Source organism: Stutzerimonas stutzeri, assembly GCF_013522825.1.
GTDB classification, from domain to species: domain Bacteria; phylum Pseudomonadota; class Gammaproteobacteria; order Pseudomonadales; family Pseudomonadaceae; genus Stutzerimonas; species Stutzerimonas stutzeri_AK.
This window is the reverse complement of record NZ_JAAMQZ010000024.1, coordinates 11,892-27,165: the sequence shown is the minus strand read 5'-3', so window position 1 is coordinate 27,165 and position 15,274 is coordinate 11,892. Positions and strand designations below refer to the sequence as shown.

At 63.1% G+C, this 15,274-nt stretch carries 13 protein-coding genes; 9 read left to right on the top strand and 4 right to left on the bottom strand.

Annotated features, from left to right (window positions below; all coding sequences use genetic code 11):
- Positions 1 to 4: 4 nt before the first annotated feature.
- Positions 5 to 1,627, top strand: a complete 1,623-nt coding sequence (locus G7020_RS15270; protein ID WP_181086042.1) for a BatD family protein — start codon at positions 5 to 7, stop codon at positions 1,625 to 1,627.
- 59 nt (positions 1,628 to 1,686) lie between these two features.
- Here G7020_RS15270 and G7020_RS24085 read toward each other — a convergent pair whose 3' ends face one another.
- From G7020_RS24085 to G7020_RS15260, 3 genes are all read right to left on the bottom strand, one after another.
- The gene (locus tag G7020_RS24085) at positions 1,687 to 2,466 is read right to left on the bottom strand and encodes a putative bifunctional diguanylate cyclase/phosphodiesterase (protein ID WP_258189366.1); all 780 of its coding nucleotides are present in this window, start codon (positions 2,464 to 2,466) and stop codon (positions 1,687 to 1,689) included.
- A 15-nt stretch (positions 2,467 to 2,481) separates the two neighbouring features.
- The gene (locus tag G7020_RS24080; protein ID WP_258189365.1) at positions 2,482 to 3,474 is read right to left on the bottom strand and encodes a GGDEF domain-containing protein; all 993 of its coding nucleotides are present in this window, start codon (positions 3,472 to 3,474) and stop codon (positions 2,482 to 2,484) included.
- Positions 3,475 to 3,577: 103 nt separating this feature from the next.
- The gene (locus tag G7020_RS15260; protein ID WP_423835662.1) at positions 3,578 to 5,137 is read right to left on the bottom strand and encodes a methyl-accepting chemotaxis protein; all 1,560 of its coding nucleotides are present in this window, start codon (positions 5,135 to 5,137) and stop codon (positions 3,578 to 3,580) included.
- A gap of 302 nt (positions 5,138 to 5,439) precedes the next feature.
- On the opposite strand from G7020_RS15260, the gene G7020_RS15255 reads away from it, so the two are divergent.
- Complete coding sequence (locus G7020_RS15255; protein ID WP_258189364.1) at positions 5,440 to 5,787, top strand: helix-turn-helix domain-containing protein; 348 nt, start codon at positions 5,440 to 5,442, stop codon at positions 5,785 to 5,787.
- 79 nt (positions 5,788 to 5,866) lie between these two features.
- Here G7020_RS15255 and G7020_RS15250 read toward each other — a convergent pair whose 3' ends face one another.
- Positions 5,867 to 6,175 carry a class I SAM-dependent methyltransferase gene (locus G7020_RS15250; RefSeq protein WP_181085934.1) on the bottom strand — a complete coding sequence of 103 codons (309 nt, stop codon included), beginning with the start codon at positions 6,173 to 6,175 and terminating at the stop codon, positions 5,867 to 5,869.
- A gap of 479 nt (positions 6,176 to 6,654) precedes the next feature.
- On the opposite strand from G7020_RS15250, the gene G7020_RS15245 reads away from it, so the two are divergent.
- The 7 genes from G7020_RS15245 (at position 6,655) to nuoH (ending at position 15,266) form a co-directional block, all read left to right on the top strand.
- Positions 6,655 to 7,062: an NADH-quinone oxidoreductase subunit A gene (locus G7020_RS15245; protein ID WP_181085932.1), complete on the top strand. Its 408-nt coding sequence runs from the start codon at positions 6,655 to 6,657 to the stop codon at positions 7,060 to 7,062.
- Positions 7,063 to 7,072: 10 nt separating this feature from the next.
- Complete coding sequence (locus G7020_RS15240) at positions 7,073 to 7,747, top strand: NuoB/complex I 20 kDa subunit family protein (protein WP_014852512.1); 675 nt, start codon at positions 7,073 to 7,075, stop codon at positions 7,745 to 7,747.
- Positions 7,748 to 7,811: 64 nt separating this feature from the next.
- Positions 7,812 to 9,593 carry an NADH-quinone oxidoreductase subunit C/D gene (nuoC, locus tag G7020_RS15235; protein WP_181085930.1) on the top strand — a complete coding sequence of 594 codons (1,782 nt, stop codon included), beginning with the start codon at positions 7,812 to 7,814 and terminating at the stop codon, positions 9,591 to 9,593.
- Position 9,594: 1 nt separating this feature from the next.
- A complete protein-coding gene (gene nuoE, locus G7020_RS15230) occupies positions 9,595 to 10,089 on the top strand; it encodes an NADH-quinone oxidoreductase subunit NuoE (protein WP_181085928.1) in 495 nt (164 codons plus the stop codon).
- Complete coding sequence (gene nuoF / locus G7020_RS15225) at positions 10,086 to 11,420, top strand: NADH-quinone oxidoreductase subunit NuoF (RefSeq protein WP_181085926.1); 1,335 nt, start codon at positions 10,086 to 10,088, stop codon at positions 11,418 to 11,420. Before nuoE ends, nuoF begins: the two co-directional genes overlap by 4 nt.
- 130 nt (positions 11,421 to 11,550) lie before the next feature.
- On the top strand, positions 11,551 to 14,274 hold the full coding sequence (gene nuoG, locus G7020_RS15220; protein WP_181085924.1) for an NADH-quinone oxidoreductase subunit NuoG: 2,724 nt from the start codon (positions 11,551 to 11,553) through the stop codon (positions 14,272 to 14,274).
- Positions 14,271 to 15,266, top strand: a complete 996-nt coding sequence (gene nuoH, locus G7020_RS15215) for an NADH-quinone oxidoreductase subunit NuoH (protein ID WP_181085922.1) — start codon at positions 14,271 to 14,273, stop codon at positions 15,264 to 15,266. The genes nuoG and nuoH overlap by 4 nt, the downstream gene beginning before the upstream one ends.
- Positions 15,267 to 15,274: the final 8 nt, after the last annotated feature.

Here is a 15,274-nt window from a genome sequence, read left to right as displayed (position 1 = left end):
ATCCATCATGCGTCTGCTGACCCTGATCCTTCTCATGCTGCTTGGCCTGCAGGCAAGCGCGGCGAGCCTGACGGCACGTGTCGACCGCACCCAGCTGAGCCTGGATGAAACGCTGGAGCTCACCCTCGAAACCGACGATGCGACGATCTTCGGCAGGCCGGACCTGCAACCGCTCGACGGCCTGTTCAAGGTCTTCGGCAGCCGCCAGCTCAATCAGCTGTCGAGCATCAACGGCCAGGCACGCGCCATCACCCAGTGGCTGATCACCTTGCAGCCCCAGCAGAGCGGTTACGTGGTGATCCCTCCCTTGCAGGTCGGTGAGTTGCACAGCGAGCCCATCACCCTGCATGTGCGCGAGACCAGCGCCGAAGACGGCGACCGGCTGGCGCCCATCTTCATCGATGCCAGCCTCGACCAGGACAGCGTCTATGTACAGGCCCAGGTGCTGCTCACCCTGCGCATCTATCACTCGGTTTCGCTCTACGACGACAGCACCCTCTCACCGCTGCAGATGAGCGATGCGCTGGTGGAGCGGCTCGACGAACCGCGCACCTACGAAAAGGACATCAACGGCATCCGTCACGGTGTGATCGAAATCCGCTATGCCCTGTTTCCGCAGAAAAGCGGAGCGCTGACCATTCCCTCGCAACTGTTCAGCGCCACGGCGGTTGCCCCGGCCACGGGTGATCGCTTCGGCTCGCGCTTCGGTCGCTCGACCCAGGTCAAATCGCCGTCCATCCCGCTGCAGGTCAAACCCAAGCCAGCCGAATACCCGGCTGATGCACCCTGGTTACCCGCCACCAACCTGACCCTGGTCGAAGCCTGGAGTCCGGAGCCACAGGAGGCCAGAATCGGCGAAGCCCTGACGCGCAGCCTGCTGCTCAAGGCCGAAGGCCTGACCAGCGCCCAGCTGCCGCCACTGCTGTCGACACAGGTGCCAGGCTTGCGTGGCTATCCCGATCAACCCAGCCTGCGCAACGAAGTCGCCGCCGGTGGCGTCAGCGGCAGCCGTGAACAGCGTGAGGCGCTGGTGGCAACGCAGCCCGGCGACTTTCTTCTACCGGCCATCGAACTGGTCTGGTGGAATACCGCCGAAGACCGTCTGGAACGCAGCTCGCTGCCCGCCCGGCCACTGCAGGTGGCGGACAATCCGGAACTGCAACAGCCCGCCATCGAAGCCCCGGCCAACCCGACGCCGACTGAAACCCTACTGCTCTGGCCCTGGCAGTTGAGCAGCCTGCTACTGGCTCTGACCACCCTGCTCGGCTTCGGCCTCTGGCTGCACGCGCGCAGCCAGCCGGCCATCGTTCGCACCGCCCAGGCCGGGCCGACACCTCGCAGCCTGCTCGATGACCTCAAACGCGCCTGTCAGGCCAACGACACCCAGGCGACCCGTCACGCCATCGACGCCTGGGCGCGGCAACAGCCGGAAACCCTGGCCGACATGGCCGCACGTTTCGTACCGCTGTCCGACGCGCTCGACGGTCTCAACGGCGCGCTCTACAGCGAAACCGGTCAACGCTGGCAGGGCGAAGCACTGTGGCAGGCCATTCAAGACCTTCCGGCGGCGCATCCCCCTGACGCCCAACCGGATACGATCACCCTGCCGCCCCTGTACCCCCGCTGAACAGTTCAGCGCAATGAGCAGAGTGCGCGCCCGATAGGATTTCTGCGAACGGGTCAGAATCAGTCTTGCGGAGCGAGCGAAGAAACACACCGGAGCGGCCTCTCAGCCAGCCATATCTCAAGCTCATCAGGAGGCAACGGCGGTGAGAACAGATAGCCTTGCCCCACGTGATAACCCAGCTGCTTGAGAATACGGCGCTGCCCTTCGGTTTCGATGCCTTCGGCTACCACCGTCAAGTGCAGGCTTTCACCAAGGCCGATTACCGCACGGCTCAGGGTCCGGCTTGTGTTATCGCGCTCCAGATCGTAGACGAAGCTACGATCCAGCTTGAGCTCACCGATGGGCAGGCGATGCAGATGGCTGAGGCTGGAGAAGCCGGTACCAAAATCATCCATCGCCAGCGAGACGCCCTGGGCATGAACCTGATGGAGGGTCTTGCGAAAAACGGGAGTGTTATCCATCAGCACGCTTTCAGTTATTTCCAGCGTCAGGTCAGTGCCCTTGAGTCCGTATTGCGCCAAAGTGCTGGCGATCACCGCTGGCAGGTCGAGGTCATGAAAATTGGAGGGCGACAGATTGATCGACACTGCCGGAGTCTCCAACCCCCGCTGGCGCCAGACAGCGAGTTGGCGGCAGGCTTCATGCAATACCCATCGCCCAAGCGCGTCTATCAGCCCAGACTGCTCCGCCAGAGGAACGAAGCTTGCCGGGGAAATATCACCCAGTTGCGGGTGCCGCCAGCGAGCCAGGGCCTCCACGCCATGCAACAGCCCCTCACGCAAAAAAATCTGCGGCTGGTAATACAATTGCAGCTGATTCTGCTCGATGGCTGCGCGCAGAGCGTTTTCCAGGGGCTACTCCAGGGCTGACCGTTTCAACTCCTCACTGAAGAAGCAGAATCGACCCGATCCGACGATTTTCGCCCGGCACATCGCCATATCGGCACGATGGATCAGCGTGTCGATATCATGGCCGTCGCCGGGGAACAGGCTGATGCCGATGCTGGCCGAGGGTACAAGGGGGACGTCGGCAACCCTGCAGGGTTTGCCAAGAGTGACCAGCAGTTGCCGGGCCAGCATGGCGGCCTGTTGACCACTGCACTGTGGCAATACCAGAACGAACTCGTCACCGGACAGGCGAGCGACGATGTCCGAGCGGCGCCGGCCCTGTTCGAGACAACGGGCAACCAGGCACAACAGTTCGTCACCGCCGGTCCGGCCAAGGGAATTATTGACTCGCTTGAAACGGTCAAGGTCGATGAACAGCACAGCAAGCGTGCCCTTGTCGCACTGCGCCTGGACGACTGCCTGTCCCGCCCTGACCAGCAGCAGGCTGCGGTTGGGCAACCCAGTGAGCTCATCGTAAAAGGCCATGCGGTGCAGGCGGGCGCGGCTTTCCTCCCGCTCCAGAGCCAGGGCACAGAGTGGAACGCAGGTATCGATCAGGCTCCGGTGCAGCGGGCTGGGTGTGGACGTTTCACGCAACTGAACGGCGAGAGCCCCGAGCATCCGGCCATTTCCGGAATGAATGGTCTTCGCCCAGCAGCTTGTACCCCAGGGCACGACGATGGCGCGCAAGCCTTGCGCCACCGAAACACCAGCAGTATCCACGGATTGCATGGCACTGCAGCCGGTCATCGTACTGGCGAGCAGTTCTTCCAGCACCTGGACCTGCCGGACAGACAAGCCGGAGCCCACCAGCAGCCGCAATATCCCCTGCTCGTCGGCGCGCATGATGAAGACGAGCGCATCCGGTGCAATCCGTTCTATTTCCTGGCAGATCAACGCCATCAGTTCTTGCAGGGAGTCCGTCAGCAGACTGTCGAGTGCCTTCCGGATAAGGTCCATGAGATTGCTTGCACTTGGCATAGACAGTTCGCCAGTAGTCGGGGGTTCTAAGGGGCGTGGCTTGCCTCGGATCACCTGGCCGGCAATGCAGATCGCTACGAAACTAGAGTGTGAAGCGCCTTACCATTTCATGGAGCCCAACCGCCAGACGCGACAGCTCGTTGCTGGCCGCGCTGGTCTGGTTGGCACCGGTCGCAGCACTGGTGGAAAGGTCGCGGATATTGATCAGGTTGCGATCCACCTCGCGGGTCACCTGAGCCTGCTCTTCTGCCGCGCTGGCGATCACCAGGTTGCGCTCGCTGATCTGCATCACGCGCTGGAAGATATCCTCCAGCACCTGGCCGGCGTTGCGGGTCGAATCCAGCGAGGACTTCGCCCTGCGGGTGCTGACAGCCATCGACTCGACGGCCTGGTCGGTACCGTTGCGGATGCTCCCGATCATCAGTTCGATCTCACCGGTCGATTCCTGAGTGCGCTGGGCCAGGGTACGCACTTCGTCGGCGACCACGGCGAAGCCACGTCCGGCCTCGCCGGCGCGTGCGGCTTCGATGGCGGCGTTGAGTGCCAGCAGGTTGGTCTGCTCCGATACGGCCCGAATCACATCGAGCACCTTGCCGATGCTGTGCGCCTGTTCGGCCAGTTCCCGCACCAATTGCGAAGTGAGCTCGATATCCTGGGTCATGGCCTCCACCTCGGCAAGGGTGCTCTGGACCTGGACGCGGCTCTGCTGCGCCAACTGATTGGAGTCATTGGAAGCCTGAGCCGTGGACACCGCGTTGCGTGCAACTTCGTCCACCGCGGTGGTCATTTCGTTCACCGCGGTCGCTGCCTGCTCCAGCTCCTGGTGTTGCTGATGCAGACCGCGATTGGATTCCTCGGTGACCGCGCTGAGCTCTTCGGCAGCGGAAGCAAGCTGGCTCGACGAAGTGGAAATCCTGCCGATCGTTTCGCGCTGGCTTTCCTGCATGCTTGCGAGTGAGGCGAACAACACGCCGATCTCGTTGGTCGAGCGCACTTCGATCCGGCTGGTCAGGTCGCCTTCGGCGATGCGACCGAAGATGCTTCCGACTTCACGTAGCGGAGCGAGCACACGGGTTGTGACGAACCACCAGCAGCCAGCCGCCAGCAGCAGGGTCATGAGGGTCAGCACAATGGCCTCGGTCAAGGCCAGCGCATAACGGTCATGGGCGTCCTGCATGACTGCGGTGGTATAGGCGTCCATGCGCTGCTCATAGTCCTGCAACGCCTTGTCGAAGCTGTCGTTCGCCGCACGGGCCGTCAGGTTGACCTCGATGTAGCGACTCAGAGACCCGGCGTGCAGCACCTGCAGTTGCTCCTCCAGCGCCACGTAATAGACAGTGAACGCCTGTTGCAGGTTCTGTTCCAGGCTCCGCCAGGAATCCCCGGCGCTGTCGTGGATGAATGCAGCGAAGGCGGTGTCCGCCTCGTCGATCAATCTTTCGGTGATGACCAGGGTGGCCTGTGCCTTGTCCATATCGCCGGCGCTGGTTTCCAGAAAAGCCCCAGCCATACCGATGCGGGCGCGCAACAGACGAGCATAAGCTTTCTGCAACTGACCACCGCGCTCGATCCCTTGCAGATGCAGGTTCTGAATCTGCTCCATGCTGATCTTGGCACCTCTCCAGGCGGTGAAAGTCGACACCAGCAGAGCTGCGATCAAAGTGAAAAGGACGATCGATAATTCCTGTGCGTATTTTCAAGTTGGCCAGCATTCCATTTCCCCGCGCAAATCTCCGGCAGCGCTCTAGATAGCACTCTGATGCCACAACTATCGCTTGCGTGCATGATGAACGTCAATGAAAAATGATGTTTAAAGCCTATATTGTTAACGTTAAAAGCCATTCTTTTCTCGAACGGACGCTTAGAGAATGACTCAAAACGTCACACCCAATGACGTGAGAGGCTAAGCGAATGAAAGGCAAAGGACTGGTGTACGAGGTGGGCATGGCGATTGCCGCCCGTCGCAAGACCAAAGGAATGACTCAGGCACAGGTGGCAGAAATCATGGGCGTCGAGAAAGAAACGATCAGCCGTATGGAAAACGGAGTGATATCGCCGACTCTGCCCCGGCTACAGCAGATCGCCGATATTCTGGAGTGCTCGCCGAGCGACCTTTTCCGCGCCGCCCCCGCCAACGCCGCTGAGCATGCCCAGTCCATAGGGGAAATGATTCAGGGCCTGCCCGACAACGAGCGGATGCTGGTGGTGAGTTTCGTCAGCGAGGTGGTCAAGGTATTCAAGGCCAGGGCATCGGCAGGCGGTGCAGATGATGGCAATGCGCCCGACCTGTGATATGGAGGGGCGCAATCTTGTCTGTCCAACACAGGCCCCTCGAAGGGGCAAAGCACGCTAGAACCTACAACCCAACCACTCAGCGACGGGTGATCAACCCCTGGCGCGCAACCCGTGTCAGTTCGCGAATGCAGCTTTCGAGGCAATCGACCGTAGGCGACTGGATCACCGCAAGATCGAAGCTGTTATCCGCGAAGCGAGTCAGGGACTCATCGGCAGCGGCGAACTGGACAAGCAAGGCACGGGACTTGCCGTTGCGGCGTGGCCAGCCATCGAGATAGCGCAGCAGTGATGACTGATGGATGCCTGCGAGAAGGACTCTGGGATTGGAGCGAACCGGCCCGCAGAGGATCGGAGCCAGAGATAAGCGTGCGCGAGTTGCATTCATATACGGGATTCCGCCTCACCTGTTCCGCTGGGCAGCGGTGGGAGGCTTCACCGGAACCAGCGCTTTAGCGGTATTTCGGAACCTTCCGGTTCCCGGCGCCCCGCAAGTAGCTGACTAAATCGGCGCATTAACGAAACTGTAGGGAAGCCGTATTGCCTCTGTCAACCGACAGAACTGCATTCGCAATTCCTTCCGTCGCCAAACGCCCCGACAGACTGTTGGCATTCGTTTCCCTCGACTCTCGCGAAAGGCGACCCGGCGATGATGCCGGTCAAGGCGAGCCTGAACGTTTGCTGCGACGATACGTCACAACTGACACCGAATCGTATTCGCCGCAAAAACATTTCAAAAAGTTTCATAAGCCCATGTACTTGCTCAAGCGATGGGCCTAGAATGCCACGACATTGTATACATGCGACGCGTTGTCACACATGCGACACGTCGTAAAGCCTTCGAGCCGTTCCGACAAGGAGTCCGGCATGCCTGATTTGTCCCTGTCCCACAACTGGGGCTTTGCAATATTCCTTCTGGGCGTCGCAGCGCTCTGCGCATTCATGCTCGGCGCCTCCAGCCTGCTCGGCAGCAAGGCCTGGGGCCGCGCCAAGAACGAACCCTTCGAGTCCGGCATTCTGCCCACGGGCAATGCACGACTGCGCTTCTCCGCAAAATTCTATCTGGTCGCGATGCTCTTCGTGATCTTCGACGTTGAAGCCCTATACCTCTTTGCCTGGGCTGTCTCGGTGCGCGAAAGCGGCTGGGCGGGCCTCATTGAAGCTACCGTATTCATAGCAATTCTGTTGGCGGGTCTTGTCTACCTTTGGCGGGTGGGTGCGCTCGATTGGGCGCCATCCAGCCGTCGCGAGCGACAGGCGAAGCTAAAACAATGAGGCTCTTCACATGCAATACAAACTTACCCGGATCGATCCGGATGCGGTCAATGACCGTTATCCGATCGGCCAGCAGGAGACGGTTGCCGATCCATTAGAAGACCAGGTTCATCGCAACATCTACATGGGCAAGCTGGAAGACGTGCTGAGTGGCGCGGTCAACTGGGGGCGCAAGAATTCCCTCTGGCCGTACAACTTCGGCCTGTCGTGCTGCTATGTGGAGATGACCACAGCCTTCACCGCGCCGCATGACATCGCCCGCTTCGGTGCCGAGGTGATCCGTGCCTCGCCGCGCCAGGCCGACTTCATGGTCATTGCCGGCACCTGCTTCATCAAGATGGCGCCCATCATCCAGCGCCTCTACGAACAGATGCTCGAACCCAAGTGGGTCATTTCCATGGGTTCGTGCGCCAATTCCGGTGGTATGTACGACATCTACTCGGTCGTTCAGGGGGTCGACAAGTTCCTCCCCGTGGACGTGTACATACCCGGCTGCCCGCCGCGCCCCGAGGCGTTCCTGCAAGGTTTGCAACTGCTGCAGGAATCCATCGGCAAGGAGCGCCGTCCGCTTTCCTGGGTCGTCGGCGATCAAGGCGTCTATCGCGCCGAGATGCCGTCGCAGAAGGAACAGCGACGCGAACAGCGTATCCAGGTCACCAACCTGCGCAGCCCCGACGACGTGTGAATTCCGGCTTTCCCGACCGGAAGGCCTCCGCACACCCAAACGTTGACCGAAAGCGACCGAGATCATGACTGCAGGCAATGCTCTGTACATCCCGCCCTACAAGGCTGACGACCAGGATATCGTCGTCGAACTGAACGCGCGCTTCGGCGCCGAAACCTTCACGCTGCAACCCAGCCTGACCGGCATGCCGGTGCTCTGGGTGCCCCGCGAAAAGCTCATCGAGGTGCTGGGCTTTCTGCGCCAGGTCAGCAAGCCCTATGTGATGCTCTACGACCTGAGCGCCACCGACGAGCGCCTGCGCACCCAGCGCCAGGGCCTGCCCGCCGCCGACTTCAGCGTCTTCTATCACCTCATGTCGCTGGAGCGAAACAGTGACGTGATGATCAAGGTCGCGCTCCGCGAAGGCGATCTGAACCTGCCCACCGCCGTCTCCGTCTGGCCCAATGCCAACTGGTACGAGCGCGAGATCTGGGACATGTTCGGCATCACCTTCGATGGCCACCCGTTCCTCACCCGCATGCTGATGCCACCGACCTGGGAAGGCCATCCGCTGCGCAAGGACTACCCGGCACGCGCCACCGAGTTCGATCCCTACAGCCTGAACGCCGCCAAGCAGGACCTGGAGCAGGAAGCCCTGCGCTTCAAGCCCGAGGACTGGGGCATGCAGCGCCACAGCGAGCACGAGGACTACATGTTCCTCAACCTCGGCCCGAACCACCCTTCGGCCCACGGTGCCTTCCGCATCATCCTGCAGCTTGATGGCGAGGAAATCCTCGATTGCGTGCCGGAGATCGGCTACCACCATCGCGGCGCCGAGAAGATGGCCGAGCGCCAGAGCTGGCACAGCTATATTCCCTACACCGACCGCATCGACTACCTCGGCGGGGTGATGAACAACCTGCCCTACGTGCTGGCGGTGGAGAAACTGGCCGGCATCACCGTGCCGGACCGCGTCGACTTCATCCGCGTGATGATGGCCGAGTTCTTCCGCATCCAGAATCACCTGCTGTACCTGGGCACCTACATCCAGGACGTCGGCGCCATGACACCAGTGTTCTTCACCTTCACCGACCGCCAGCGCGCCTACCAGGTGATCGAGGCCATCACCGGTTTCCGCATGCACCCGGCCTGGTACCGCATCGGCGGCGTCGCCCACGACCTGCCGCGCGGCTGGGACAAGCTAGTGCGCGAATTCCTCGACTGGATGCCCAAGCGTCTCAACGAGTACGAAAAGGCCGCACTGAAGAACAGCATCCTCATCGGTCGGACCAAGGGCGTCGCCGCCTACAACACCAAGGAAGCGCTGGAATGGGGCACCACCGGCGCCGGCCTGCGCGCCACCGGTTGCGACTTCGACATTCGCAAGGCACGCCCCTACTCCGGCTACCAGCACTTCGAGTTCGAGGTGCCGCTGGCGGTCAACGGTGACGCCTACGACCGCTGCATGGTCAAGATGGGCGAGATGCGCGAGAGCCTGAAGATCATCGAGCAGTGCCTCAAGCACATGCCTGAAGGCCCCTACAAGGCCGATCACCCGCTGACCACGCCGCCGCCGAAAGAGCGCACGCTGCAGCACATCGAAACCCTGATCACGCACTTCCTGCAGGTCTCCTGGGGGCCGGTGATGCCGGCCAACGAGAGCTTCCAGATGATCGAAGCGACCAAGGGCATCAACAGCTACTACCTGACCAGCGACGGCAGCACCATGAGCTACCGCACGCGCATTCGCACGCCCAGCTTCCCGCATCTGCAGCAGATCCCCGCGGTGATTCGCGGCAGCATGATCCCGGACCTGATCGCCTACCTGGGCAGCATCGATTTCGTTATGGCCGACGTGGACCGCTGATATGAGCACTCTGATCAAGACTGACCGTTTCGTCCTCAGCGAAACCGAACGCTCGGCCATCGAGCACGAAATGCACCATTACGAAGACCCGCGCGCGGCGTCCATCGAAGCCCTGAAGATCGTGCAGAAGCAGCGTGGCTGGGTGCCGGACGGCGCCTGCGATGCCATCGGCGAGATTCTCGGCATCCCCGCCAGCGACGTCGAAGGCGTGGCCACCTTCTATAGTCAGATTTTCCGCGTGCCGGTGGGCCGCCACATCATCCGCGTCTGCGACAGCATGACCTGCTACATCGGCGGCCATGAAAGCGTGCTGGACAGCATCAAGCATGAGATTGGCATCGAGCCCGGCCAGACCACTGCCGATGGCCGCTTCACCCTGATTCCGGTGTGCTGCCTGGGCAACTGCGACAAGGCCCCGGCGCTGATGATCGACGATGACACCTTCGGTGACGTCCAGCCCGGCGGCGTCGCCCAGTTGCTGGAGGCCTATCAATGAAGCTTGCATCCTTCGCCCCGGCCAACCGTATCGAACGCCGTGAAGAAACCCATCCGATGACCTGGCGCCTGCGCGACGACGGCCAGCCGGTCTGGCTCGACGAGTACCGTCAGAAGAACGGCTACGCCGCGCTGCGCAAGGCACTGGCCGAAATGGCCCAGGCCGATATCGTGCAGACGGTCAAGGAATCCGGCCTCAAGGGCCGTGGCGGCGCAGGCTTTCCCACCGGCGTGAAGTGGGGGCTGATGCCGGCGGACGAGTCGCAGAACATCCGCTACCTGCTGTGCAACGCGGACGAGATGGAGCCCAACACCTGGAAGGACCGGCTGCTGATGGAGCAGCTGCCGCACCTGCTGATCGAAGGCATGATCATCAGCGCCCGCGCGCTCAAGGCCTATCGGGGCTATATCTTCCTGCGCGGCGAATACGTCGATGCGGCGCGCATCCTCAACCGCGCCATCGACGAAGCCAAGGCCGCCGGCCTGCTGGGTAGGAACATCCTGGGCAGCGGCTTCGACTTCGAACTGTTCGTGCATACCGGCGCCGGTCGCTATATCTGTGGCGAGGAAACCGCGCTGATCAACTCGCTGGAAGGCCGCCGCGCCAACCCGCGCGCCAAGCCGCCCTTCCCCGCCGCCGTCGGCGTCTGGGGCAAGCCGACCTGCGTCAACAACGTCGAGACCCTGTGCAACGTGCCGGCGATCATCGGCAACGGCGTGCCTTGGTACAAATCCCTGGCGCGCAGCGGCAGCGAAGACCACGGCAGCAAACTGATGGGCTTTTCCGGCAAGGTGAAGAACCCCGGCATCTGGGAACTGCCCTTCGGCATCACTGCGCGTGAACTGTTCGAGGACTATGCCGGCGGCATGAAGGATGGCTACACCCTCAAATGCTGGCAGCCCGGCGGTGCCGGCACCGGCTTCCTGCTGCCCGAACACCTCGAGGCGCAGATGTACGCCGGCGGCGTCGCCAAGTTCGGCACGCGCATGGGCACCGGCCTGGCGCTGGCCGTCGACCACACCGTCAGCATGGTCTCGCTGCTGCGCAACATGGAAGAGTTCTTCGCCCGCGAATCCTGCGGCTGGTGCACGCCATGCCGTGACGGCCTGCCCTGGAGCGTGAAGACCCTGCGCGCACTGGAGCGCGGCCAGGGCACACGCCAGGACCTGGACATCCTGCTGCGGCTGGTGGACTTCCTCGGTCCCGGCAAGACCTTCTGTGCCCATGCGCCCGGCGCGGTGGAGCCGCTGGGCGCCGCGATCAAGTACTTCCGTTCGGAGTTCGAGGCGGGCGTGGCCCAGGTGAGCGCCACACCGCCACAGCCGGCATGAATTGAAAGACGCTGGAGGCTAAAGGCTGGACGAAAAAGCGACTCGCACCTCGTCCAGCCTCAAGCCTTCAGCCTCTAGCGACAGATTTCCTATTAGCCAGACCCGCGCAAGCGGATGAGAAGACCTAGAAATGGCCACTATCCACGTAGACGGCAAAGACTACGAAGTCGATGGGGCGGACAACCTCTTGCAGGCCTGTCTGTCCCTCGGCCTCGATGTTCCCTATTTCTGCTGGCACCCGGCGCTGGGCAGCGTCGGCGCCTGCCGCCAGTGCGCGGTCAAGCAGTATTCCGACGAGAACGACACGCGCGGACGGCTGGTCATGTCCTGCATGACGCCGGCCACCGACAACAGCTGGATTTCCATCGACGACGAAGAGGCCAAGGCCTTCCGCGCCAGCGTCGTCGAGTGGCTGATGCTCAACCACCCGCACGACTGCCCGGTGTGCGAGGAAGGCGGCCACTGCCATCTGCAGGACATGACGGTGATGACCGGCCACAACAAGCGCCGCTACCGTTTCACCAAGCGCACCCATCAGAACCAGGAACTCGGCCCCTTCATCGCCCACGAGATGAACCGCTGCATCGCCTGCTACCGCTGCACGCGCTACTACAAGGATTACGCCGGCGGCACCGATCTGGGCGTGTTCGGCGCCCACGACAACGTCTACTTCGGACGCGTCGAGGATGGCGTGCTGGAAAGCGAGTTCTCCGGCAACCTCACCGAGGTCTGCCCCACCGGCGTGTTCACCGACAAGACCCACTCCGAGCGCTACAACCGCAAGTGGGACATGCAGTTCGCTCCGAGCATCTGCCACGGCTGCTCGCTGGGCTGCAACATCAGCCCGGGCGAGCGCTACGGCGAGATTCGGCGCATCGAAAACCGCTTCAATGGCGAAGTGAACCACTATTTCCTCTGCGACCGCGGCCGCTTCGGCTACGGCTACGTCAACCGCGACGACCGCCCGCGCCAGCCGCTGCTGGGCGGTGAAACCCTGGGCATCGACGCCGCCCTCGACGCCGCCGCCGAGCTGCTCAGGGGCAAGCGCCTGATCGGCATCGGCTCGCCGCGCGCCAGCCTGGAGAGCAACCACGCCCTGCGCGAGCTGGTCGGTGCGGACAACTTCTACAGCGGCATCGCCGCCAGCGAGCTGGAAAACCTGCTGCTGATCCGCGACATCCTGCGCAACGGCCCGCTGCCGGTGCCCACGCTGCGCGAGATCGAAAGCCACGACGCAGTGTTCGTGCTTGGCGAAGACCTGACCCAGACCGCCGCCCGCATGGCCCTGGCCCTGCGCCAGTCGGTCAAGGGCCGCGCCACCGAGATCGCTGCCCAGGCGAGGATTCCCGAGTGGCACCAGGCGGCGGTACAAAACGTCGCACAGAATGCCCGCAGCCCGCTGTTCATCGCCAGCGTAACGAGCACGCGTCTGGACGATGTCGCCGAGGAATGCGTGCATGCCGCGCCGGAGGATCTGGCCCGCCTCGGCTTCGCCGTGGCCCACGCCATCGACCCCAGCGCTCCGGCAGTGACCGGCCTGGAAGCCGACGCCGCGCAGCTGGCGCAACGCATCGCCGCCGCCCTGCTGGCCGGCAAGCGCCCGCTGATCGTCTCCGGCGCGTCCCTGGGCTCGCGCGCCCTGATCGAAGCGGCGGCCAACATCGCCCAGGCCCTGAAGAATCACGAGAAGAACGCCTCCATCAGCCTGATCGTGCCTGAAGCCAACAGCATGGGCCTGGCGCTGATGCTCGAAGGCGAAAGCCGTGACCACTCCGCAGACGCCGCCCTGCAGGCCCTCGAAGCCGGCAGCGCGAATGCCGTACTGGTGCTGGAAAACGACCTCTACCGCCGTGCCGAACGCAGCCGGGTGGATGCCGCCCTGGCCGCTGCACAAACCGTGATCGTCGCCGACCACCAGCGCACCGAGACCAGCGCCAAGGCCCATCTGCTGCTGCCGGTGGCCAGCTTCGCCGAAGCCGACGGCACCCTGGTCAGCCAGGAAGGTCGTGCACAGCGCTTCTTCCAGGTGTTCGAGCCCAGCTATTACAACGGCAAGATCCTCGTGCGCGAAGGCTGGCGCTGGCTGCACGCGCTGCACAGCACCCTGCAGAACAAGCCCGTGGACTGGACCGATCTGGACCAGGCCAGCGCCGCCTGCGCCGCAGCCAACCCGTCACTGGCGGCCATCGTCGATGCCGCACCGCTGGCCTCGTTCCGCATCAAGGGCCTCAAGCTGGCGCGCCAGCCGCTGCGCTACAGCGGGCGTACCGCCATGCGCGCCAACGTCAGCGTGCACGAGCCGCGCCAGCCGCAGGATCAGGATTCGCCCTTCGCCTACTCCATGGAAGGCTATGGCGGCACCGTCGAGGATCGTCAGCAGGTGCCTTTCGCCTGGTCGCCCGGCTGGAACTCGCCGCAGGCCTGGAACAAGCTTCAGGACGAAGTGGGCGGTCATCTGCGCGCAGGCGATCCCGGCGTTCGCCTGATCCACCCGACCCATGCAGGGTTGCCCTGGTTCGCCGCCAACAGCGCCACTGCGCCCGCTCCGGGCCAGTGGCTGGCGGTGCCGCTGCATCACCTGTTCGGCAGCGAGGAAACCACCGCGCTCGCCGCGCCGATCCAGCAGCGCATTCCCGCGCCCTACGTCGCCCTGGGTGAAGACGAGGCGCGGCGCCTGGCCCTTGCCGAAGGCACGCTGCTCGGGCTTGAAGTCGACGGCCAGTTCCTGCGCCTGCCGCTGCGCATACTGCCGGAGCTGGGCGAAGGGCTGGTGGGACTGCCGGTCGGCCTGCCCGGCATTCCGGCGCTGATCGCCGGCGCTGCGGTCACTGCACTGAAGGAGATCACGGCATGAGCTGGCTGACGCCCGAAGTCCTCGACGTCATCATTCAGGTGATCAAATCCCTTGTCATCATGCTGGCAGTGGTGGTTGCCGGGGCGCTGCTGAGCTTCGTCGAGCGGCGTCTGCTCGGCTGGTGGCAGGACCGCCACGGTCCCAACCGGGTAGGCCCCTACGGCCTGTTCCAGCTGGCCGCCGACATGCTGAAGATGTTCTTCAAGGAGGACTGGAACCCGCCGTTCGCCGACCGCCTGATCTTCACCCTGGCGCCGGTGGTGGCGATGAGTTCGCTGCTGATCGCCTTCGCCATCGTGCCGGTGACGCCGACCTGGGGCGTGGCGGACCTGAACATCGGCCTGCTGTTCTTCTTCGCCATGGCCGGCCTCACGGTGTATGCGGTGCTCTTCGCCGGCTGGGCGAGCAACAACAAGTTCGCCCTGCTCGGCGCGCTGCGCGCCTCGGCGCAGACGGTTTCCTACGAGGTGTTCCTCGGCCTGTCGCTGATGGGCATCGTCGCCCAGGTCGGCTCGTTCAACATGCGCGACATCGTCGAGTACCAGCAGCAGAACCTGTGGTTCATCATTCCGCAGTTCCTCGGCTTCTGTACCTTCTTCATCGCCGGCGTCGCGGTCACCCACCGCCACCCCTTCGACCAGCCGGAAGCCGAGCAGGAACTGGCCGACGGTTACCATGTCGAGTACGCGGGAATGAAGTGGGGCATGTTCTTCGTCGGCGAATACATCGGCATTGTGACCATCTCGGCGCTGCTGACCACGCTGTTCTTCGGCGGCTGGCACGGCCCGTTCCTCGACACGCTGCCGTGGCTGTCGTTCTTCTATTTCGCGATCAAGACCGGCTTTTTCATCATGATCTTCATCCTGCTGCGCGCATCGCTGCCCCGACCGCGCTACGACCAGGTAATGGCCTTCGGCTGGAAGTTCTGTCTGCCGCTGACCCTGATCAACCTGCTGGTGACCGGCGCGCTCGTGCTGGCCGCGGCCCAGTAAGGAGAAAA

Bases quoted from the DNA above. Each gene is read 5' to 3' on its own strand.
- G7020_RS24080 (WP_258189365.1), bottom strand. From the start codon at position 3,474: ATGGACCTTATCCGGAAGGCACTCGACAGTCTGCTGACGGACTCCCTG.
- G7020_RS15255 (WP_258189364.1), top strand. From the start codon at position 5,440: ATGGCGATTGCCGCCCGTCGCAAGACCAAAGGAATGACTCAGGCACAG.
- nuoC (WP_181085930.1), top strand. From the start codon at position 7,812: ATGACTGCAGGCAATGCTCTGTACATCCCGCCCTACAAGGCTGACGAC.
- G7020_RS15245 (WP_181085932.1), top strand. From the start codon at position 6,655: ATGCCTGATTTGTCCCTGTCCCACAACTGGGGCTTTGCAATATTCCTT.
- nuoF (WP_181085926.1), top strand. From the start codon at position 10,086: ATGAAGCTTGCATCCTTCGCCCCGGCCAACCGTATCGAACGCCGTGAA.
- G7020_RS15250 (WP_181085934.1), bottom strand. From the start codon at position 6,175: ATGAATGCAACTCGCGCACGCTTATCTCTGGCTCCGATCCTCTGCGGG.
- nuoG (WP_181085924.1), top strand. From the start codon at position 11,551: ATGGCCACTATCCACGTAGACGGCAAAGACTACGAAGTCGATGGGGCG.
- nuoH (WP_181085922.1), top strand. From the start codon at position 14,271: ATGAGCTGGCTGACGCCCGAAGTCCTCGACGTCATCATTCAGGTGATC.
- nuoE (WP_181085928.1), top strand. From the start codon at position 9,595: ATGAGCACTCTGATCAAGACTGACCGTTTCGTCCTCAGCGAAACCGAA.
- G7020_RS15240 (WP_014852512.1), top strand. From the start codon at position 7,073: ATGCAATACAAACTTACCCGGATCGATCCGGATGCGGTCAATGACCGT.